The sequence below is a fragment of the Nonomuraea sp. B12E4 genome, from assembly GCF_039871825.1.
In the GTDB taxonomy this organism is placed as follows: Bacteria; Actinomycetota; Actinomycetes; order Streptosporangiales; family Streptosporangiaceae; genus Nonomuraea.
The window spans coordinates 141153-161432 of record NZ_JBDPME010000016.1; the positions used below are offsets into that span (position 1 = coordinate 141153).

At 71.8% G+C, this 20280-nt stretch carries 21 protein-coding genes and 2 pseudogenes; 8 read left to right on the forward strand and 15 right to left on the reverse strand.

Annotated elements, in window-relative coordinates; genetic code table 11:
* Positions 1-2097, reverse strand: a complete 2097-nt coding sequence (locus ABGB18_RS30985; RefSeq protein ID WP_347699227.1) for a flotillin family protein — start codon at positions 2095-2097, stop codon at positions 1-3.
* Positions 2097-2585: a hypothetical protein gene (locus tag ABGB18_RS30990; RefSeq protein WP_347699160.1), complete on the reverse strand. Its 489-nt coding sequence runs from the start codon at positions 2583-2585 to the stop codon at positions 2097-2099. The genes ABGB18_RS30985 and ABGB18_RS30990 overlap by 1 nt, the downstream gene beginning before the upstream one ends.
* Before the next feature lie 203 nt (positions 2586-2788).
* Here ABGB18_RS30990 and ABGB18_RS30995 point away from each other — a divergent pair, with 203 nt between their 5' ends.
* Positions 2789-3712 (forward strand): NADP-dependent oxidoreductase, encoded by a 924-nt coding sequence (locus ABGB18_RS30995; RefSeq protein WP_347699161.1) that lies wholly within the window; start codon positions 2789-2791, stop codon positions 3710-3712.
* A 66-nt stretch (positions 3713-3778) separates the two neighbouring features.
* Here the strand turns inward: ABGB18_RS30995 and ABGB18_RS31000 are convergent, their stop codons facing one another.
* From ABGB18_RS31000 to ABGB18_RS31015, 4 genes are all read right to left on the reverse strand, one after another.
* Positions 3779-4432, reverse strand: a complete 654-nt coding sequence (locus tag ABGB18_RS31000) for an aminoglycoside phosphotransferase family protein (RefSeq protein WP_347699228.1) — start codon at positions 4430-4432, stop codon at positions 3779-3781.
* Position 4433: 1 nt separating this feature from the next.
* A complete protein-coding gene (locus tag ABGB18_RS31005; protein ID WP_347699162.1) occupies positions 4434-5312 on the reverse strand; it encodes a 1,4-dihydroxy-2-naphthoyl-CoA synthase in 879 nt (292 codons plus the stop codon).
* 10 nt (positions 5313-5322) lie between these two features.
* Positions 5323-5589, reverse strand: coding sequence for a hypothetical protein (locus tag ABGB18_RS31010; RefSeq protein ID WP_347699163.1), 267 nt, complete (start codon positions 5587-5589; stop codon positions 5323-5325).
* Between the two features lie 134 nt (positions 5590-5723).
* Complete coding sequence (locus tag ABGB18_RS31015; protein ID WP_347699164.1) at positions 5724-6056, reverse strand: metalloregulator ArsR/SmtB family transcription factor; 333 nt, start codon at positions 6054-6056, stop codon at positions 5724-5726.
* Positions 6057-6143: 87 nt separating this feature from the next.
* Between ABGB18_RS31015 and ABGB18_RS31020 the strand changes: the two are divergent.
* Positions 6144-6245: pseudogene (locus tag ABGB18_RS31020) on the forward strand (DUF3073 domain-containing protein); the annotation flags it as partial.
* Between the two features lie 22 nt (positions 6246-6267).
* Here ABGB18_RS31020 and ABGB18_RS31025 read toward each other — a convergent pair.
* The 7 genes and pseudogenes from ABGB18_RS31025 to ABGB18_RS31055 form a co-directional block, all read right to left on the reverse strand.
* A pseudogene (locus tag ABGB18_RS31025) lies at positions 6268-6690 on the reverse strand (cytochrome P450); the annotation flags it as partial.
* Between the two features lie 115 nt (positions 6691-6805).
* Positions 6806-8209 carry an LCP family protein gene (locus tag ABGB18_RS31030; protein WP_347699165.1) on the reverse strand — a complete coding sequence of 468 codons (1404 nt, stop codon included), beginning with the start codon at positions 8207-8209 and terminating at the stop codon, positions 6806-6808.
* Between the two features lie 189 nt (positions 8210-8398).
* Positions 8399-8665 carry a DUF6510 family protein gene (locus ABGB18_RS31035; RefSeq protein ID WP_347699166.1) on the reverse strand — a complete coding sequence of 89 codons (267 nt, stop codon included), beginning with the start codon at positions 8663-8665 and terminating at the stop codon, positions 8399-8401.
* Between the two features lies 1 nt (position 8666).
* The gene (locus ABGB18_RS31040; RefSeq protein ID WP_347699167.1) at positions 8667-9395 is read right to left on the reverse strand and encodes a ferredoxin reductase; all 729 of its coding nucleotides are present in this window, start codon (positions 9393-9395) and stop codon (positions 8667-8669) included.
* A complete protein-coding gene (locus tag ABGB18_RS31045; RefSeq protein WP_347699168.1) occupies positions 9396-9995 on the reverse strand; it encodes a sulfite oxidase-like oxidoreductase in 600 nt (199 codons plus the stop codon). It lies immediately after the preceding gene.
* A gap of 54 nt (positions 9996-10049) precedes the next feature.
* On the reverse strand, positions 10050-10712 hold the full coding sequence (locus ABGB18_RS31050) for a response regulator transcription factor (protein WP_347699169.1): 663 nt from the start codon (positions 10710-10712) through the stop codon (positions 10050-10052).
* Entirely contained in the window at positions 10709-12007 is a 1299-nt protein-coding gene (locus ABGB18_RS31055; RefSeq protein ID WP_347699170.1) for a sensor histidine kinase, read from the reverse strand. The genes ABGB18_RS31050 and ABGB18_RS31055 overlap by 4 nt, the downstream gene beginning before the upstream one ends.
* A gap of 195 nt (positions 12008-12202) precedes the next feature.
* On the opposite strand from ABGB18_RS31055, the gene ABGB18_RS31060 reads away from it, so the two are divergent.
* The 3 genes from ABGB18_RS31060 to ABGB18_RS31070 are packed head-to-tail and all read left to right on the forward strand — an operon-like array spanning position 12203 to position 15161.
* Positions 12203-13306 carry a carboxymuconolactone decarboxylase family protein gene (locus ABGB18_RS31060; RefSeq protein WP_347699171.1) on the forward strand — a complete coding sequence of 368 codons (1104 nt, stop codon included), beginning with the start codon at positions 12203-12205 and terminating at the stop codon, positions 13304-13306.
* On the forward strand, positions 13303-13707 hold the full coding sequence (locus ABGB18_RS31065; protein ID WP_347699172.1) for a hypothetical protein: 405 nt from the start codon (positions 13303-13305) through the stop codon (positions 13705-13707). The genes ABGB18_RS31060 and ABGB18_RS31065 overlap by 4 nt, the downstream gene beginning before the upstream one ends.
* Positions 13704-15161, forward strand: a complete 1458-nt coding sequence (locus ABGB18_RS31070) for a multicopper oxidase family protein (protein ID WP_347699173.1) — start codon at positions 13704-13706, stop codon at positions 15159-15161. The genes ABGB18_RS31065 and ABGB18_RS31070 overlap by 4 nt, the downstream gene beginning before the upstream one ends.
* A gap of 194 nt (positions 15162-15355) precedes the next feature.
* On the opposite strand, the gene ABGB18_RS31075 is transcribed toward ABGB18_RS31070, so the two are convergent.
* Positions 15356-15826 (reverse strand): MSMEG_6728 family protein, encoded by a 471-nt coding sequence (locus ABGB18_RS31075; protein ID WP_347699174.1) that lies wholly within the window; start codon positions 15824-15826, stop codon positions 15356-15358.
* Positions 15827-15899: 73 nt separating this feature from the next.
* Here ABGB18_RS31075 and ABGB18_RS31080 point away from each other — a divergent pair, with 73 nt between their 5' ends.
* A complete protein-coding gene (locus tag ABGB18_RS31080) occupies positions 15900-18182 on the forward strand; it encodes a xanthine dehydrogenase family protein molybdopterin-binding subunit (RefSeq protein WP_347699175.1) in 2283 nt (760 codons plus the stop codon).
* 42 nt (positions 18183-18224) lie between these two features.
* Here ABGB18_RS31080 and ABGB18_RS31085 read toward each other — a convergent pair whose 3' ends face one another.
* On the reverse strand, positions 18225-18395 hold the full coding sequence (locus ABGB18_RS31085) for a hypothetical protein (RefSeq protein ID WP_347699176.1): 171 nt from the start codon (positions 18393-18395) through the stop codon (positions 18225-18227).
* A 184-nt stretch (positions 18396-18579) separates the two neighbouring features.
* On the opposite strand from ABGB18_RS31085, the gene ABGB18_RS31090 reads away from it, so the two are divergent.
* Both ABGB18_RS31090 and ABGB18_RS31095 read left to right on the forward strand, forming a co-directional pair.
* Positions 18580-19047: an ATP-binding protein gene (locus tag ABGB18_RS31090; protein ID WP_347699177.1), complete on the forward strand. Its 468-nt coding sequence runs from the start codon at positions 18580-18582 to the stop codon at positions 19045-19047.
* Between the two features lie 263 nt (positions 19048-19310).
* Positions 19311-20135 carry a patatin-like phospholipase family protein gene (locus tag ABGB18_RS31095; RefSeq protein ID WP_347699178.1) on the forward strand — a complete coding sequence of 275 codons (825 nt, stop codon included), beginning with the start codon at positions 19311-19313 and terminating at the stop codon, positions 20133-20135.
* The last annotated feature ends 145 nt before the right edge of the window (positions 20136-20280 follow it).

Sequence of the window (20280 nt, forward strand, 5' to 3'; positions counted from 1 at the left end):
TCAGCCCTTCGCCCCCGCCAGCGCGGCCACCGGGGAGTCGGCCACGCCCAGCCGGCGGGCCGTCTCCAGCAGCTCGCCGAGCGCCGTCGTCTGCGGGCCGCCGTCCTGGATGAGCCGCATGAGCACGGCGGACACGGTCAGGTTCTTGAGGTCCTCGGTGCGTACCCCGCCGACCACGCTCGCCAGGTCCGCCGCCAGGCTGGCCGTGCCGTTCACGTACGGCGAGACCAGCGCCCCCGCGACCTGCGAGCTGTCCACGAACCCGTCCACCACCTTGCCCGCGGTGATCGAGCCGACCACCCTGTCGAAGAACGCGGTCTCGCCGCCGACGATGTCGATGTTCGCCTTGGCCAGGCCGGCCGCCAGCACACTCGCCTGCGATTCGGCCACCTGCCGCGACACTTCGATGTGCTTGAGCCGGATCTCCTTGTCGGCCTCCAGCCGCAGCCGGTACTCCTCGTGCGACCTGCTGGCCTCGTCCAGCGCCGCCATCGCGGCCGCCTTCTGGGTGAGACCCTCGGCCTCGGCCTTGAGCTTCTCGCCCACCGCGGTCGCGCCGGCCAGCGCCATGGCCTCCTCGCCCGCCGCGCGCGCCTTGAGCCGCTCGCCCTCGACCACCGCCATGGCCTTGGCGCCGTCGGCCTCGGCCCGGAGCCTCTCGGTCAGCGCCACGGCCTCCGCGCGGCCCACCTTCTCGATGGCCTCGGCGTCCCGCTCCCGGACCTGCACCTGCGCCAGCCCGGTGGCGGCCGACTCGGCCTGTACGCCCTCCGCCAGCCGGATCTTGGCCCGGGTCTCCAACTCGGCGGCCTGCTGCCTGGCCTCGGCCAGCGTGAGCTCCTCGCGCGCCCTGAACTTGGCGGCGGCCTCCGCGGCCTCGGCGGCCTTGATGTCCTTGACCAGGTTCTCCTGCGCCTCGGCCTCGGCGGCGATGATCAGGCTCTGGCGGGTGCGCTCGGCCTCCTCGACCACGCGCAGCCGCTTGATGCTCTCCTCCTGCTCGGCCACGGTCCTGTCGACCGCGATGCGCTCGCGGATGACCTCGGCGATGGCCCGCCGCTCGCTCTCCAGCTCCTTGTCCTTGGCGATGCGCGACAGCTCGGTCTCCCGTTCGCGGGAGATGACCTCCAGCATGCGGTCCTTCTCGATCCGCTCGGACTCGATCGCGATGACGCGCTCGCGGTTCTTCGCGGCGACCGCGACCTCGCGGGCCTGGTTCTCCTGCTGCACGCCGAGCTGCTCGTCGGTCCTGATGTCGGCGGTGCGGGCACGCAGCCGCTCCTCGGCCTGCACGCGGGCGATCTCCGCCTCCTCGCGGGCCTTGACGGTCTCGATCTCGCGCCGCTGCTTGAGCTCGGCGTCGGCCTGGCGGCGCTGGAGTTCGAGGATGGCCTCGCGGGCGTCCACGTTCTGGCGGGTGATCTCCTTCTCCTCGTTGCGCTGGTACTCGTTCGTGCGTACGTGCTCGATGGCCGTCAGCTCGGTGATCTTGCGGATGCCCTGGGCGTCGAGGATGTTGCTCTTGTCGAGCTGGAGCAGCGTGGTCTGCTCCAGGTAGTCGATGGCGGCGTCCTCAAGGCTGTAGCCGTTCAGGTCGGTGCCGATGAGCCGGACGATCTCGTCCCGGAACTCGTCGCGCTTGGTGTAGAGATCCACGAAGTCGAGGTGCTTGCCCGCGGTCTTGAGCGCCTCGGAGAACTTGGCGCTGAACAGCTCCTGCAGCGTCGCCTCGTCGCTGGCGCGTACGGTGCCGATGGCCTGGGCGACCTTGATGACGTCCTCGGCGGTCTTGTTCACCCGGACGAAGAATGTGATCTTGATGTCCGCCCTGATGTTGTCCCGGCAGATCAGGCCCTCGCGACCGGTGCGCTCGATCTCAATGGTCTTGACCGAGATGTCCATGATCTCGGCCTTGTGGATGACGGGCAGCACCACGGCACCGGTGAACGTCACATCGACCCTGTTGACCTTCGAAACGATCAGCGCCTTGCCCTGCTCGACCTTGCGGAAAAGGCGCGCGATGACGATGAGCAGGCCGATCACGACGACCAGGATGACGGCGATAAATACGCCGAAGCCAGTGGAGATGACGTTCATCATTGCTCACTTTCGTAGGGCATGACCCAGAAGAATTCGCCGTCTTTGTCGTATTCGAAGATGAGGGCGTTGTCGCCCCGGACGAGCCGGTCCTGGCCGGTCGTGCGTACCTGCACGACCGCGGACGAGCCGTCCGCGGCGGTGACCTCGGCCTGGCCGAAGTCGTGGGTGGCCGCGCCGGTGCGGATCACGCACATCCGGCCGACGAAGTCGCCACGCGAGTGCCGGTCACCCTCCGGGAACAGCCTGCGCAGCGGAACCAGCAGGCCGCGGGTGGCCAGCCAGGCTCCGGCCGCGGCCGCGAAGGGCACGGCGATCAGCGGGCCGCCGCTCGTCACCTGACTGCCGATCAGGCACAGCAGCCAGGCCAGCGCGATCAGCAGCGAGACTGCGACGCCGCCGGGCACTCCCCCGAGGCCCAGCCACGCGGCGTCGTCCTCCAGCTCGAACAGCCCGGTGACGACGGCCAGCCAATAAGCGACGACCACCAGCAGAAGGAAAGTGAAAATGACCGTCGGAAAGCTCAATGCGGTATCTAAGAACTCGACCATCCCGCCCCGGTTACCCGTCCCCCGTTGATGTCCTGACGGACTCTAATACAGATAAAGCCTGAGTAAAGGTGAAAGTTCCCGACTTGGCAGGAAAGTTGGCGATTGACCTCAACCTCGGTTGAGGTAGAAGAATGAGGGCCATGACTGAGGTGATGAGAGCCGCGGCGTTCACCGAGCCGGGCGGGCCCGAGGTGCTGAAGGTGATGGAGGTGCCCGCGCCCCAGGCGGGGCCGGGCCAGGTGCGGGTGCGGGTGCGGGCGGCCGGGGTGCAGCCGTTCGACACGGTCGTACGCGCCGGGTGGGCGCCGCCGGGGCTGGGGACGCTGGACTTCCCGCGCATCCCCGGCAACGAGTTCGCGGGCGTGGTCGACCAGGTGGGTCCGGGAGCGGAGGGGGTGGCCGTCGGCGACGAGGTGCTCGGCTTCTGCAGTTTGTCCGCCTATGCGGAGTATGTCGTGGTTCCAGCGCTCCACGTGACGGCCAAGCCGGCGGGAGTGCCGTGGGAGGTGGCCGGCGGGATGACCGCGGGTGTGCAGACCGCCGAGCTGGCGCTGGACACGATGGGCCTGGCGGCGGGCGAGACGCTGCTCGTGCACGGGGCGGCCGGGAACGTGGGCGGGGCGGCGGTGCAGATCGCCCGGCGGCGCGGCGCCACCGTGATCGGCACCGCCCGCGAGGCCAACCACGACTACCTGCGCGACCTGGGGGCCGTCCCGGTCGTGTATGGGGAGGGGCTGGCCGACCGGGTGCGCGCGCTCGCCCCCGGCGGGGTGGACGCGGCGCTGGACGGGGCCGGCGGGCACGCCCTGGAGGTGTCGCTGGAGCTCGTGCAGGACCGGAGCCGCATCGTCACGATGGTCGAGCACGGCAAGGCGGCCGAGCTGGGGATCCAGGTGGTCCAGGGCGAGCGTACGGCGGAGCGGCTCGGGCGTTACGCCGCCCTGTACGCCGAGGGGGCGTTCACGTTTCCGGTGCGCCGGACGTACCGGCTGGAGGAGGCCGCGGACGCGCACCGGGAGATGGAGACCCGCCACGGCCGGGGCAAGATAGTCCTCACCCTCTGACGGCCGTCGGCGATCGTGAGATTGGTCACCCCCTGAGCCGCACGGGCTCGGTGGGCGTGAGATCCGTCACCACCTGAGCCAGACGGCCTCGGCGATCGCGAGCTGGACCTCCTGGAGCTCGCGATCGCCGTCCTCGACGTCCCACAGGGAGTTCTGCAGCGCGCGGGCGAGCGTCCAGCCGGCCGCGCGCCGGCGGTCGAGGCCGAGCCCGTCCGCCATGAAGTCGAAGCGCCGCAGCACCGCCCGTGTGACGTCCCCGGACGCGACCACCTCGGCCCACCGGTTGTGCAGGGCGGGCATCAGGTCGAAGCCCGGGTCGCCGGCCAGCGGCTTGGGGTCGATGCTCAGCCACGGCTCCCGGTCGGCGGCCAGCACGTTGTCGTAGTGCAGGTCCCAGTGCAGCAGCCGGTCGCCGGGCCCGAGATCGGGGAGGACCTCGGCGACCGCCGCGGCGCACTGCCGCAGCCGGTGGCGGTCCCGCTCCCGGGCAGTTTCGCCACGGCGCCGGGCACGTCGTCGGGCATGGCCCGGGCGATGCCGGCCAGCCGGCGCATCCCCGCCGGCGCCGGATAGGCCACCAGGCGGCGCAGCAGGCCGGTCAGGATGCCCAGCGCCGCCATCTCGTCCGGCTCGGCGGACAGGGGCCGGTCGGCCTCCCCGTCGAACTTCACATGCGACGCGGTCAACGCCGCCGGCACCTCGATCCGCATGCCCTCTCAGCTCAGTAGTGCCAGGGGAAGGGCGACCAGTCGGGCGCGCGCTTCTCCAGGAACGAGTCGCGCCCCTCGGCGGCCTCCTCCGTCATGTAGGCCAGCCGCGTCGCCTCTCCAGCGAACACCTGCTGGCCAACCAGCCCGTCGTCCACCGCGTTGAAGGCGTATTTCAGCATGCGCTGCGCCGTGGGCGACTTGCCGTTGATCTTGCTTGCCCACTCCAGCGCCGTGGCCTCCAGCTCCTCGTGCGGGACCACGGCGTTGACCATTCCCATGCGGTGGGCGTCGGCCGCGGTGTAGGTGTCGCCGAGGAAGAAGATCTCGCGGGCGAACTTCTGTCCGACCTGCCGCGCCAGGTAGGCCGAGCCGAAACCGCCGTCGAAGCTCGCGACGTCGGCGTCGGTCTGCTTGAACCGGGCGTGCTCGGCGCTGGCCAGGGTCAGGTCGGACACCACGTGCAGGCTGTGCCCGCCGCCCGCCGCCCAGCCGGGCACCACGCAGATCACGATTTTGGGCATGAAGCGGATCAGGCGCTGCACCTCCAGGATGTGCAGGCGGCCGGTGGCGGCCGAGCCGTCGGCGTACTGGTAGCCGTCCTTGCCCCGGATGCGCTGGTCGCCGCCCGAGCAGAAGGCCCAGCCGCCGTCCTTGGGCGAGGGGCCGTTGCCGGTCAGCAGCACGCAGCCGACGTCGGTGGTCTGTCTGGCGTGGTCGAGCGCGCGGTAGAGCTCGTCGACCGTCTGTGGGCGGAAGGCGTTGCGCACCTCGGGACGGTCGAAGGCGATGCGCACGGTGCCCTGGTCGGCCGCCCGGTGGTAGGTGATGTCGGTGAAGTCGAATCCCTCGACCGCCTGCCACGCCTTGGGATCGAACAGCTCGGAGACCATGGCCGTGAGCCTAGTCGATCTGACTTTCGGCCCATTCCGCCCACTCCCTTTGTGCCTTGCCCAGACGCACTCCGTAGTCGAGGACGAGCCTGCCGTAGACGGAGAGGTTGTCCCTGCCGCTCTCGACGAACCCGCGGATGCTCTCCAGGTGTTCGAGCTGCCTGGCGGCCACCTCGGCCTGGTGGCGCAGGTAGTCGCGGGCCTGCTCGGGGGCGACCTGGGCCAGGAAGAACATCCGCAGCAGCATGTCGCTGCGCTGCGACCGGACCGGCTCCACCGCGCGCGACGGCGCCGGTGAAACACATCAGGGCGCCCACGTTCGCGGCGCCCGCCGCCTGCACCGGGCGGTATCCCGGTCACTTGCGGCGGCGGGCCCTGGTGAGGTGAGTGCGGGAGCCGGTCAGGTGACTGTCAGGTGACCTCGGCCCGCAGCTCCGCGAGCAGTTCCCCCTGGTCGGTGAGCATGTCGGTAAGGATTCGGCGGGCGGCTCCGAGCAGGTCGGCCAGCTCGGGGGTCGCCAGCGTGTAGACCACGGTGCTGCCCTCGCGGATCGCACTGACGATCCCCGCCCTGCGCAGGACGGCGAGCTGCTGTGAGAGGCTCGAAGCCTCGATGTCGATCTGGGCCAGCAGATCCCTGACGGGAAGCGGCCCTTCCTGGAGAAGCTCCAACACTCGGATGCGAGCGGGGTGGCCGAGCGTTCTGAAGAAGTCGGCCTTGGCCTGGTGGACCTCCACGTGCATATAGCCCAGACTAATCCAGCGCAGTTGCATAATTCTTCAAGTCGTAACGTTGTTGGATAGCATGACAGCGGGGACTAGGGAGTAGCCATGGGCCGAGGAAGAGCCAAGGCGAAGCAGACGAAGGTCGCTCGCCAGCTGAAGTACACCAACCACCACATCGACTACGACAGGCTCAGGCAGGAGCTGGGCGCCGACGAGCGTAGCGAGGAGGCTACGCCGTCCGAGCAGGAGTCCGAGCGCGGGCGATGACCCGCGCCGGCTTGGCGGGAGCGAGGGTGACGTTCTTCAGCCGCCTGGCCTCCGGCGCCTGGTCGGGCGCCGCGAGCTCCAGGCGGTGCGGGACCTCCCGGATGATGACGCGCATCTCCAGCAGGGCCGGCTGCGCACCCACGCAGAAGCGCCGCCCCCCGCCGAACGGCATCCAGGCCCTGCTCTGGTGCCCTTCCAGGAAACGCTCCGGACGGAACTCCGCCGGCTCCGGGAAGGCGGCGGGGTCACGGTGCACGAGCGGGATGTACGGTCCGGCGTACCAGCCGGCCGGGATCTCGTAGTCACCCAGCAGGAGCGGGGCGTCGAGTAGTCGCGGCGCCTCGAAGACGACGGGCCGGACGCGTAGCACCTCCTTGACCACCGCGTCGAGGTAGGGCTCCGTCCGGCAGCCGCCGCAGCACCTCGGGCATGCGCGGGAGCCGCTCGAAGGCCCACGCCAGTCCGGTGGCGGTGGTCTCGTGGACGAAGCGCCCGGGCCGTCAGGCGGCGCAGGTGTCGTGGGTGGCGTCGAAGCCCTTGATCGACTCCGTGTCGTCGGCTCGCTGGGGCTTCAGGCCCTTCCAGTCGTCGCCGATCACCAGCACCAGCCGGTTGGTCGTGGCGCCCGGGACCGGTTTCGACACGGCGGCCTGCAGGTCGTTGGTCAGTGTGGGCACGCGGGTCTCGCCGTTGGGGCCGTACATGATGGTGGTCTTCGGCTGCGGCTTCTTGCCCGAGTCACCGATGTGGGCGATATGGTAGCCGCGCTGCTCCAGGTAGGCCGCCACCTCGGTGGCGAGCCCGCCGCGCCAGGTGCCGTTGCGTAGCTCGACCTGGATCTGGGACCGGCTCACCTTGGCCTGGCCGCCCTTGACGCCCTCGACGCTCTGGTCCTTGGCCACGATCTGGAACAGCTTGCCCGCCTGCGGCTGCACCCACTCGACCCGCCCCGGCTGGGTGAGGGAGTAGTGCCACGGGGTGGTGATGAAGCGGATCTTGCCCGCGTCCAGGCCCTGCATGCTGACCGCGAGGTCCTTCATGACGTTGGGCGTCAGGTCGGGATCGGTGGTCACCGCCTTGGTCCCGGCGTTGAGAAAGGCCAGCAGCTTGGCCGGGTTGGTGAGGGTCTCGCCGCTCATCACCTTTTTGACCATCGAGGCGATGAACATCTGCTGCCGCTGGATGCGCCCGATGTCGGAGCCGTCGCCCAGGCTGTAGCGGGCGCGTACGTAGCCGAGCGCCTGCTCGCCGTTGAGCGTCTGCCGCCCGGCGGGCAGGTGCAGCAGCGCCTTCTTGTCGTCCACGCGCGTCGGCAGGCACACCTCCACGCCGCTGACGGCGTCGACCATGCTCTTGAACCCGGTGAAGTCGACCTTCACGAAATGGTCGATGCGGATGTGGGTGAGCGACTCGATCGTCTTCCAGGTGCAGCCGATGCCGCCGGAGTTGAACGACTCGTTGATCATCCCGAGGTGCGGCCGCTGCCCCGTCAGGCTCCCGGTGGCGCGGCAGGCGGGCAGTTGCACGAGCGAGTCACGCGGGAAGCTGATGACCATGGCGTTGTCGCGCTTGGACGACACGTGCGCCAGCATGATCGTGTCGGTGCGCTCGCCGCTGATGTGGTGGCCGTATTTGGCGTTCTTGCCGTCGCGCTGGTCGGAGCCGACGATCAGGACGTTCATCGCGGTGCCGGCGACCTTGGGCGGGCGGGTGGCACCGAGGTCGGCGGTGACGTCGATGTGCTTGATGTTGCCGTTCAGCTTGACGGCGATGCCCACCGCGATGCCCGCCACCAGCAGGACGACGGTCACCGAGATCGCGATCGCCCAGCGCAGCCAGTGGCGGCGCCACCCGGTTGGCGCGCTCGGCTCGGAAGGCGGCGCGTCGACAAGCCCGCTGCTCACGTGACTCCAGAGGGACGGGGCCGAGGGCCGCCGCCTTGGCGAGGAGCCTCGCTGTGCAGATATCGGCCGGTTGAACGAGGCGAGTGTACTGAAATCCCACGGCTCCGTGGGCGAGGGCCCGCCAGTCTGAAGGCTTTCACAGGGACGGACGGGCCCTGGGCCGGTGGGAAGCCCCTGGAGGGGGATCCGTCAGTCGGGGAGGTTCACGCGGAGGCAGACCGTGCCGCGCAGGTCCAGCCAGGCCGCGCCGGGGGCGCGTACCAGCCGGAGCACCACCTCGTCGCAGCCGGGGCAGCGGGCCACCAGGCCGGGCTCGGGGCCGTAGACGTGCAGGGAGGCGACCGGGGTGGTCAGGCCGCAGCTCGCGCAGCGGCCGGTGCAGGTGGTGACGTCCACGGCGAAGATCTCGCCGAGCGGGCCGGCCAGGGCGTTGCCGTCCAGGTGTTCAGTGGTCATGTCAGCCTCCGGTCGGGCCGAAACGTTCGGTTCTGATGCGCTCGGGCGCGTGGCCGAGCGTGAGCAGCAGGTCGGCGGACGCCTCCACGAACCCGGTCGGCCCGCATACGTAACAGTCGGGCTCGGCGACGGCGGGCCGGCCGCCGGCCGCCAGGTCGTCCAGCATGATCCGCCCCACCGCGCGGGACGAGCCGGGCGGGGCCTGCCGGGTGTAGAGGTAGGTGACGTCGAGGCCGGGCTCCGGCACGGCCAGCTCGTCGGCGTAGTAGCGGCGCTCGGCGTCGCGCACCGAGTAGAGCAGGCTGAACGGCACGCGGCTGCCCGCCCGCCGGCGTGCCCTGATCATGGACATCAGTGGCACGATGCCCGACCCGCCGGCGACCAGCAGCACCCGGCTCTCGCTCGCCGGCCGCCAGACGAACCAGCCGCCCACCGGCCCGCGGAGCTCGACCTGGTCACCGATTTCCATCACCTCGTTGAGGTATGGGGAGACCTCACCGTCGGGCACCGTCTCCACGGTCAGCTCGACGAGGTCGCCGTCGGCGGGCGCGGCCAGCGAGTAGCTGCGCCGTGTGGAGTAGCCGTCCTCGGCCGTCAGCCGCACGTCCACGTGCTGCCCCGCGAGGTGACCGGGCCAGCCGGGCACCCGGAAGCGCAGCGTGCGCGCGGTGCCGGTCTCATCGACGATCTTGACGAGTTCGGCGGCCCGCCACTCCAGACGGCGGCGCATCTAGTCGCCCTCGTAGCGCTGCTCGCGCCACGGGTCGCCGTAGTTGTGGTAGCCGGCGGTCTCCCAGAAGCCGGGCCAGTCCTCGTTGAGCAGCCGGATGCCACGCACCCACTTGGCCGACTTCCAGAAGTAGAGATGCGGCACGATCAGCCGCGCCGGGCCGCCGTGCCTGGGCTCCAGGTCCTCGCCGTCGAAGCGGTGCACGATCCACGCCTTGCCGTCGAGCAGGTCCTCCAGCGGCAGGTTGGTGGTGTAACCGCCGTAGGAGTGGACCAGCGCGTATTCGGCGGCGGTCTCCACGTCCTCGAAGAACACGTCGAGGGAGACGCCCTCCCAGGTCGTGTCCAGCTTGGACCACTCGGTGACGCAGTGGATGTCCACGGTGGGCCGCTGGCTCGGCAGCGCCATGAACTCCTGCCACGACCAGCGGTGGGTCTGCCCCGCCTCGGTGTCGATGGTGAACTCCCACCGGTCGTGCGGGACCCGCGGCGTCGGCCCGGCCGACAGCACCGGGAAGTCCTCGACCAGGTATTGTCCCGGCGGCAACCGGTCGCCGTCCGCCCTGCGCCTGCCCTGGAAGCCGCGCGAGATGATGCCCACGACCCCTCCCCAGCGATCAGAAGCTCGTGGCACCACAATATGGGAGCGGGGTGGTCAGGGCCGAGCCCGGGGGGTGACCAGTCCCGACTCGTAGGCGAAGACCACGAGCTGGGCGCGGTCGCGGGCGCGCAGCTTGGTCATCGCCCTGCTGACGTGCGTTTTCGCGGTGGTCGGGCTGATCACCATGTGGGCGGCGATCTCGTCGTTGGACATGCCGCGGGCCACCAGGGCGGTCACCTCGCGTTCGCGGTTGGTGAGCACGTCCAGCCCGGCCGGCTCCGGCTCGGGGCGGCGGGCGACGTACTCGCCGATCAGGCGGCGGGTGATGGCGGGGGACAGCAGCGCGTCGCCGCGGGCCGCCACCCGGACGCCCTGCAGCAGGTCGGCGGGCTCGGTGTCCTTGACCAGGAAGCCGCCGGCGCCGGCCCGCAGCGCGTTGAAGACGTACTCGTCGAGGCCGTAGTTGGTCAGGATCACCACGTGGACCGCGCTCAGCCGCTCGTCGGCGGCGATCCGCCGGGTCGCCTCGATGCCGTCCATCACCGGCATCTGGACGTCGATGAGCGCCACGTCGGGGCGGTGTTCCACGGCGAGGGCGACGGCCTGCTCGCCGTTCGCGGCCTCGGCCACCACCTCGATGTCCTCCTCGGCCTCCAGCAGGGCGCGGAAGCCGCCGCGGATGAGGGCCTGGTCGTCCACGAGCAGCACCCGGATCATGCGATCTCCCCTGCCGGTAGTCGGGCTCCGTCGAGCGGTAGCTCGGCGCGTACGGTGAAGCCGCCCTCGGGTCGCGGCTCGGCGTGCAGCCGGCCGCCCAGCGCCGAGACGCGCTCGCGCATGCCGCGCAGGCCCACGCCGGGCACGGGCGGCGCGTCCCCGCTCGCCCGGCCGTCGTCGTCCACCTGCACCACCAGCTCGCTGCCGCGGTAGTCCACGCGCACCGACGCGCCGGCCCCGCCCGCGTGCTTGGAGACGTTGGTGAGGGCCTCCTGCACGATCCGGTACGCGGCCCGGTCCACCTCGACGGGTAACGCGCGGCGAACGCCGGAGATCGTCACCGTGGCCGCCAGACCGGCCGAGCGGGCCCGCCGGACGAGCTCGTCGAGCCGATCCAGCCCGCTGACCAGCGACAAGGCGCCCATCCCGCCGGATTCGCTCGCGCCGCCCACGCCACTTGGACTGCCCACGCCGTTTGAGCCACCCGCTTTGCCTGAGCTGCCTGCGCCATTCGAGCTGCCCGGAATGTCAGATCCGGTTTCGTCGCCCGCGTCGTCGGAGTCCTCGCGTAGCAGCTCCAGCGTGGCGCGTAGCTCGCGCATGGCGTCGCGGCTGGCGTCCTGGATGGCCAGCAGTGCCGTGGGCACCTCCTCGCCGCGTTTGCGCGCGAGGTGGACGGCCACTCCCGCCTGGACCTTGATGATCGAGATGCTGTGGGTGAGCGAGTCGTGCAGCTCTCTGGCAATGCGCAGCCGCTCCTCGCCCGCCCGCCGCCGGGCCACCTCCTCGCGGGTGCGCTCGGCCTCCGCGGCTCGCTGCTCGACCTGCTCCAGGTACGCCTGCCGGTGCCGGGTCACCATGCCCGCCACCCCGGCGGCCAGGAACCAGCCGAGCAGCAGCGTCGTACGCTGCACGAGGTCCTGGGAATCCTGACCGGTGGCGACGGCGAGGTTCGTCGCCAGGCTCACGCCCAGGAAGGCCGCGCTCGCCAGCGCCGATGCCACCAGGTGCCCCGCCCTGGCCGCCGCGAACACCGCCGCCACCACCGGGAACGCGGCCTGCGGCCCCGCCTGGGCGTGCACGGAGAAGACGAGCATGCAGAAGGTGCTGACATAGAGCGGCACCAGGGGAGCACGCCGCCAGGCCACCAGCGCCGCCGCGCCGATCAGGACGGCGACCAGGTCCACGGCTCCGGCCCTCGGGTTGGCCAGCACGGTGGTCGCCTGCAGCGCGGCCACCACGGCGGAGAGCGCGGCGTCCAGGGCGAGCGGGCGCCACCCGTACGGAGAGCTCATTCCTGCACATTAGATCCCGGAGGGGACAATTATCCTCCGCGCCAGGTGGTAATTCGTGCCTACTCCTGGCGTGGTAGTCCCGCCGATCCTGCTTCCCGGATCGTAGTGGCAGGAGCCTCCCCGGGGCCGACGACTTCTCACCAGGCCGAAGACGACGATATCCGGCATGGAGACGATGAGAGACAAGGTCGGCTGATGGCCGGCTTCCGTTATGTCACACCGGTGGACCCGCAGGTGGCGACCGGGCGGGTCGCCCAGGTGTACGCGCAGTTCGCGGACGAGGTCGGGATGGCCCGAATGCCGGTGTTCCTGACCTTGTCGCCGGCACCCGAGGTGCTCGCCGCGACCTGGGCGACCCTGCGCGAGTCGCTGCTGACCGGGAACGCGCCCAGGACCGGCAAGGAGCTCGTGGCGCTGGGCGTGTCGATGGCCAACAAGTGCCCGTTCTGCGTGGCCGCGCACACGACGTTCCTGCACGCGACCGGTGACCACCGGCTGGGTGAGGCCGTCGCCGGCGGCGGGACGCCGCCGGATCCCGCGCAGGCGAGGCTGCTGGACTGGGCCAAGGCGCGCGAAGGTGGCCTGCCCAGGCCGTTCACCGCGGAGCTGGCGCCCGAGTACGTCGGCACCGCGCTGGCCTTCCACTTCATCAACCGTATGGTCTCGGCACTGCTGACCGAGAACCTGCTGCCGGCCAACCTGCAGAAGTCCCGCCTGGTCAGGGGCGTCGGCGGGCTGGCGCTGGCCCGCAAGACCCGGCGGCGGGCGACGCCCGGCCTGAGCCTGCCGCTGATCGACGGCCTGCCCGCGCTGCCGGAGCCCGCCTGGGGCGCCGGAACGCCGGTCGGCTCCGCCTATGCCGTGCTCGGTGCCGTCGCGGGGGCCGGTGGCGAGCTGCTGGGCGAGGCCGGGCGGGCCGCCGTGACGGGGGCGGTCGGGGACTGGGACGGCTCGCATCCGCCGCTGGGTGAGGACTGGCTGGACCAGCCGCTGGCCGGCCTGCCCGCCGGGGAGCGGCCAGGGGCCAGGATCGCGCTGCTCGCGGCACTCGCGCCGTACCGGCTGACCGACGCCGACGTGGCCGCCTGGCGCGAATCGAGGGCCGACGCAGACGTGGCCGCGTGGCGCGACTCGGGAGCCGACGCTGATGTGACCGCCTCGCGCGGCTCGGGGGCGGATGAGGATCTGGTGCGGCTGTGCGCGTTCGGTGCCATGCGCGGCACCGAACGCACGGCCGCCATCATCGGGGAGCCCTCCGTCGCCACCACCGAAGCACCGACCTGGGGAGACAGATCATGACCGCGCCATCCGCCATCGCCGGCCGTCCCGTCGAGCAGACGTGGGCCATGAGAGCCCTGCGGGCCGTGGCGGTCCTGCACGTCGTCGTGCTGCTGACGCAGGCGGTGACCGCCGGGCTGCTGCTGTCCTCGCCCGGCGGCCGGGCGCTGCACCTGGCCTCGGCCGGCGCCGTCGCCGTCGTCGCCCTCCTCCATCTCGTCCTGGCCATCCTGGTCTGGCGGCCGGCCGGCGGGCCCGCCGGGTTCATCCCGCTGGCCGCGTCGATGCTGGTGTTCACCGTCGTCGCGGCGGTGCTGGGCATGGCCCACGTGAAGGCCGTGCACGTGCCGCTCGGCGTGATGCTGTTCGGCGGCGGGGTCATGCAGCTCCAGCGGGTCATGGCCCGACAGGCCCGGGCATGAGCCCGACCAGGCGGGACGTGCTGCGGCTGGCCGGGCTGGGCGCGGTCGCGGCGGGGGCGTCCGGCTGCGGGCTGCTCGCGGGCACCCCGCAGCCGCAACTGCTGGTCAGCGCCGCTCCGCTGCCCAACCCGTACGCGGTGCCGCTGCCGGTCCCCGAGGTGGCAGAACCGGTACGTAACGAAGGCGCGGTCGACTACTACGAGCTGGACGAGCGAGCGGCCGAGGCGGAAATCCTGCCGGGGTTGCGCACGCCGATCTGGGGCTATGGAGGGACGTTCCCCGGACCGACCATCGAGGCGCGCAGCGGCCGGCCCATCGTCGTCAAGCTCGTCAACAGGCTCGGCGAGCCGACCGTGCTGCACCTGCACGGCGGGCACACCCCGGCCGAGTCCGACGGCCACCCCACCGACCTGGTGGCCCCGGGGGCGGCCCGCGAGTACGCCTTCCCGCTGCGGCAGCGGGCAGCCACGCTCTGGTACCACGACCACCGGATGGACCACACCGGGCCTCAGGTCTGGCGTGGGCTGGCCGGGATGTTCCTGGTGCGCGACGAGGAGGAGGCGGAGCTGCCGCTGCCCACGGGGGAGCGCGACCTGCCGCTGCTGATCTGCGACCGGTCGTTCGCGGCCGACGGCACGCTGCTGTATCCGGGGCTGGCGGGGCGGCCGGGGGTGCGGGAGGCGTACATGGGGGGCGTGCTCGGCGATGTGATCCTGGTCAACGGGGCGCCGTGGCCGGAGTTGCGGGTGGCCAGGGCGCGTTACCGGCTGCGGTTGTGCAACGCCTCCAACGCCCGCGCGTACGAGCTGGCGACCGGCGGCCCGATGATCCAGATCGGTACGGACGGCGGGCTGCTGGCCGCGCCGCGTACGGTGGAGCGGATCCGGCTGGCCCCGGGGGAGCGGGCCGACGTGGTCGTCGACTTCTCCGCCTACGCGCTGGGCCGGCGGGTGGAGCTGCGGAACCTGGCGGCGGAGGGCGCGCAGGGGCGGGTGATGCGGTTCGCGGTGGATCGGGAGGAGGCCGACGACTCCGCCGTCCCGGGGCGGCTGTCCACGGTGGAGGCGCTCGACCCGGGCAAGGCGGTCGTGACGCGGGACTTCGAGTTCAGCAGCGGTGGATTGCACGGGGGCACCGGGTGGCTCATCAACGGCCGGCCGTTCGAGCCCGGGCGGATGGAGGCCAGGCCGAAGCTCGGCGACGTCGAGGTCTGGCGGCTGACCAGCGACGTGGCCCACCCGGTCCACCTGCACCTGGACCAGTTCCAGGTGGTGTCGGTCAACGGCGAGCGCCGGACAGGGCCGCCGGAGTGGAAGGACACCGTCGAGCTGCGCGACGCGCAGACCGTCGAGATCGTCACCCGGTTCACCGACTACCGCGGCCGCTACGTGCTGCACTGCCACAACCTCGAACACGAGGACATGGCCATGATGGCGGCCTTCGAGGTCGTCTGACCAGGCGCGGACGGCGCCTCCGCCGGCATCGCGACCCCCGCCCGCCGAAGCGGGGGAGACGCGGACGCCGAGCACGGATCGGCCCGGCCTCCACGATCGCCGGCCGGGCGACGGCCCCGGATGGCGTGAGGCGCGGGTGGGTAGGCGACCAGGAGGAAGGCGATCAGCGGGCGGGCGCGTGCCCCGGGGCATGATCAGGTGGGTGGGCGGTCGGAGCGGGGCCAGACGTAGGGGAGGTCGTCCGGGTCGTCGCCGAAGAGCGGCCGGTAGTGGCCGGGGTCCTTGCGTAGGAGCGCCGAGCGGTGGCTGAGGTGCAGTGCCTCGCAGCCGAGCCAGGGCGGCAGCTCGCCCGCGGCACCCAGCTCCACCTGGTGGCGCACGCCGCACACGCCCCGGTGGACGGCCAGCTCGCCGGTCATCGTGGCGGCGCAGGTGTCCGGGCGGCCCGCGGAGCACCAGCGGTCGCACATCTCGAGGCCGTAGCGGACCAGCGCCTCCTCGTAGCCGGCCCACATTCTGACGACGGGGTGGTGGCGCCAGCCGTACCCGGGGACGGTGAGGGCGCGCAGGACCTGCAGGGCCTCGACCCGCTGCTTGCCCAGCCGCAGCGGGTCCAGGGCGGCGGCCGAGGCGGCGAAGTCCGGAAAGGGCAGGAATGTTTGCATCGGAACCCCCGCTGACGTGCTCCTCCCCGCGGATGGTATAGACCGTCGGGTGGTGGGCGTTCACAATCGGGCCATGGGAGACGCGTATGTCGGCGCTCGGACGCCACGACGGGAAGACACCCGGCTGCTCACCGGAAAGGGCAAGTACGTGGGCACCGTCCGGCTCCCCGGCACCGCCCACGCGCATGTGGTGCGCAGCCCGATCGCGCACGGCAGGCTGCTCGGCTGCGACACCAAGGCGGTCCGCGCGCTGGACGGCGTGCTCGACGTCATCACCCCCGCCGACGCCCCGGACCTGCGCCTGCCCTGCGTCAGCCTGGCTCCGGGCCAGGCCCTCACGTCCTACCGGGTGCTGGACGACGAGATCAGGTACGCGGGCCAGCCGCTGGCCGTCATCGTGGCGAGCACGCCGGAGGCCGCCAGGGACGCCGCCGACCTGATCGACCTGGAGCTGGACGAGCTGCCCGCGGTCGTCGGCGCCGAGCGGGCGCTGGCCGCCGGGGCCCCGCTGCTCTATCCGGAGCTGGGCACTAACACGCTCACCGAGTTCACGCTCGGCGACGCCGACTGCGCGGCGGCCGTGGCCGGGGCCGAGCACGTGGTGGAGATGACGTTCACCATGGGCCGCTGTTCACCGCACCCCATCGAGCCGCGCGGCGTGGTGGCCTCCTACGACGGCGACGAGCTGACCCTGTACATCTCCTCGCAGGCGCCGCACCACGTACGCGAGCACCTGGCGGACGCCTTCGGCCTCCTTCACGACCAGGTACGCGTCATCAGCCGCGACACGGGCGGCGGGTTCGGCGCCAAGGAGCACGTCTACCCGGACGAGGCGCTCGTCTGCCTGGCCGCGCGGCGCCTGGGTCGTCCGGTGAGCTGGTCGGAGTCGCCGGGCGACCGGCTGACGGCCACGCTGCCCGCACGGGCCGCCGTGCACCGGGGGCGGCTCGCTCTGGACGGTGACGGGCGGTTCGTGGCGCTGGACGTGGACGTCATCGGTGACCTCGGCGCCCACCCCTCCAACTCCGGCGCCGCGACGTTCGCGGTGACGGCCACGCTGATGCCCGGTCCCTACCGGTTCGACCGGGTCGCGGTACGCGTGCGCGGCGTGGCCACGAACACCACCCCGGCCGGCTCCTACCGCGGCTTCGGCCAGCCCGAGGCCACCCTGACCAGGGAGCGGCTGATCGACGAGGCGGCCCGCCGGCTCGGGTTCGACCGGATCGAGCTGCGGCTGCGGAACATGCTGCGGCCCGACGAGCTGCCGTACACGACGCGGGTCTACCAGCGCTACGACTCCGGCGACTATCCGCTGGCCCTGCGGACCCTGCGCGACCTGGTCAGGCCGGTCGAGAAGGACGACGGGCGCCGACGCGGCATCGGATACTCCTGCCACACGGAGAGCACCGGCATGGGGCCGTCGATGGAGCTCAAGGACGCGAGCATCCAGTCGGGCGGATACGAGAGCGCGGTCCTGCGGATGGAACAGGACGCGTCCGTGGTGGTGTCGGCGGGGGTGGTGTCGATTGGACAGGGCATCGAGACGACGCTGGCCCAGCTCGCGGCCGACCGGGTGGGGGTGCCCATCGACCGGGTGCGGGTGGTGCTGGGAGACACGGCGGCGACGCCGTACTCGTCGATGGGGTCGATCGCGAGCCGGTCGCTGCCGGTCAGCGGCGGGGCGCTCACGCAGGCCGCCGACCGGCTGCGCGGCAAGCTCGTGGCCATCGCCGCGCACCGGCTGGAGGCGGCCCCGGCCGACCTGGAGCTGGTGGAGGGCGCCATACGGGTGAAGGGCGACCCGCGGGCGTCCGTGCCCCTGCGGGAGCTGGCCACGTCGGCGTGGCGCGGCTGGGACCTGCCCGACGGCGTCACACCCGGCCTGGAGGAACGCGTCAGCTACGACCCGGCCGCCTACACCTTCGCCTACGGGGCGCACGCGGCGGCGGTGGCCGTCGACCCGGAGACGGGCGCGGTCGAGCTCGAAGGTTACTGGGTGGTCAACGACTCGGGCGTGCTGGTCAACCCGGCCGTGGTGGAGGGGCAGATCAGGGGCGCCGTCGCGCAGGGCATCGGGCAGGCGCTGACGGAGGAGATCGTCTACACCGCCGACGGCCAGGCGTTCGCCGACTACCTGCTGCCGACCGCGCGCGAGGTGCCGGACATCGAGGTGGTCACGCTGCAGACGCCCTCGCCGGTCACGCCGGGCGGGATGAAGGGCTGCGGCGAGTCCGGCACGATCGGCCCGCCGGCCGCCATCGCCAACGCGGTGGCCGCCGCCCTGCCGGAGATCGCGGAGCGGGTGACGGACGTCCCACTGACCCCGGCGGCCGTGTGGTCCCTGCTGCGGGTATGAGAAGACCGGCTGATCGCCTGGATCGGCCGGTCGTTCACCAGGTCAGGTGAGGTCCTTCAGCTCCTTGCCCGCTGCCATGAGTGCTTGCTCCAATGCCAGCCTGCCGGCGGGCTTGGGCGGTTCCGGGCGCTGCGTGCGCGCCGGTGGCCGTCGGGTGGCCTCGGGGAGCGGCTCGGTGTCGATCTCGGGTGTGTTCTCTTGCGTACTGCTCATGGCAGAATCCGTACCCCTCGCGGAGGCGCCGCGCCGAAAAGAATCGTGATTTCTCGCCAAAGATTCGACCCAAACGGGCTTCCCGTGCGTACAAGTTTCGACAGCCGCGTACGCCGATCCCAGGGAGCTCCACTTGTTGAGCGAAATGCGAATCCGTTGCCCGGCCACAGAGGAAAGGCCTGCCATGCCCACGCTGCGATCAGCTCACCCGAGCAGGATGCAGTACGCGTGGGAGCTGCGCGAGGACGCCAGGACGGTCGGCCAGGCGCGCGCCGTCATTCGCCGTGAATTGTCGGCACTCGACCTTTCTCCCGACCTCGTAGACGACGCCGTTCTCATGGTGAGCGAATTGATCACCAATGCCCTCATGTACGGCGACGGTCCCTACGAACTCGTGCTCCACGTGGACGCCAAAGAGATCATGTGCTTGGTCGTGGACAGCAGCCCGCTCCTGCCGGCCCCGGCGCCTCATGACGAGCGGGCCGAGCACGGGCGCGGACTGAGGATCGTGGCCCGGCTCTCCGACGGTTTCCACGGCTGTCACCCCCAGCGTTACCTCACCCGGCCCGACCTGGTGGGCAAGGCCACCTGGTTCGCGCTCCCGCGCCGGGGCACGCCCGCCAACGTCGTGCCGCTCAGGTCCGGGAACTAGCTCCCGCCTGTTCTTCCCGCCGGTCGGGGCGAGCCCGCAGACGAGCGAGGACAGGGCGAACACTCCCAGCGCCGCCAGGTAGACGCGGCGCCGGCCGAGGTGGTCGGCGACCGATCCGGCGGCGAGCAGCAGGGCGGCCAGGGCCAGCGCGTAGCCGTCCAGCAGCCACTGGGTGCCGGCGAGGGCGAGAGGGGGACCCGATACGATGCCGTGCGCTTCGAGGAGTCATTCCAGCCAGTAGCAGTCATGAGGGGCGAATGCGGATGAGCGGAGTCAGGCGGGCATTGGTGCTGGGCGGCGGCGGGGTCGCCGGGAGCGCATGGGAGATCGGCGTGCTGGCCGCGCTCGCCGAAGCGGGAGTGGACGTCACCTCCGCCGACCGGATCGTCGGCACGTCCGCGGGCTCGGTGGTCGGCGCCCAGATCACCGGCGGGCTTCCGCTCCCCGAGCTGCTGCGGCGGCAGACGGACCCGGCGCTGCAGAACCCCGAGCTGGCCAGCGGGGTGGCGATGGAGGAGCTGTTCGCCCGCTACCAGAAGCTGTTCGAGAGCACGCCCGACCCGGAGGAGCTGCGGCGCGCGTTCGGCGCGCTGGCGCTGGGCGCGTCCACGGTCACGGAGGCGCGGCGGAGAGAGGTGATCGCGGCGCGGTTGCCGGTGCACGAGTGGCCCGAGCGCGACCTGGTGATCACCGCCGTGGCGGCGCTCACCGGCGAGCTGAGGCTGTTCACGCCGGAGTCCGGGGTGGGGCTTGTCGACGCGGTGACGGCGAGCTGCGCGGTGCCCGGGGTGTGGCCGTGCGTGACCATCGACGGCGTACGCTACATGGACGGCGGTATGCGTTCGACCACCAACGCCGACCTCGCGGCGGGCTTCGACCGGGTGCTGGTGCTGGCCCCGATGCCCGACCTGGGGGAGCCGACCTGGAAGGGGCTCACCGGCACCGTCGAGGTGATCGAGGCGGACGCGGACTCGCGGGCCGCGTTCGGGACGGATCCGCTCAATCCCGAGGTGCGCACGCCCAGCGCGCAGGCGGGCCTCGCGCAGGGCCGCTCGGCCGCGGCCCGGGTGGCCGCCATGTGGGGGTGAGCGAAGCGCGCTGGTGACGGGACGGCCGCGCCGCTCCTCCGCCTGACCACATGAGGCGTCACGTGGCGCAGGAGAGGCGACCATCGCGAACGGCCGCCTGGGACCGCAGGGTCGGCGGCCACGGCGTCGAGCAGCCGGACGCCGT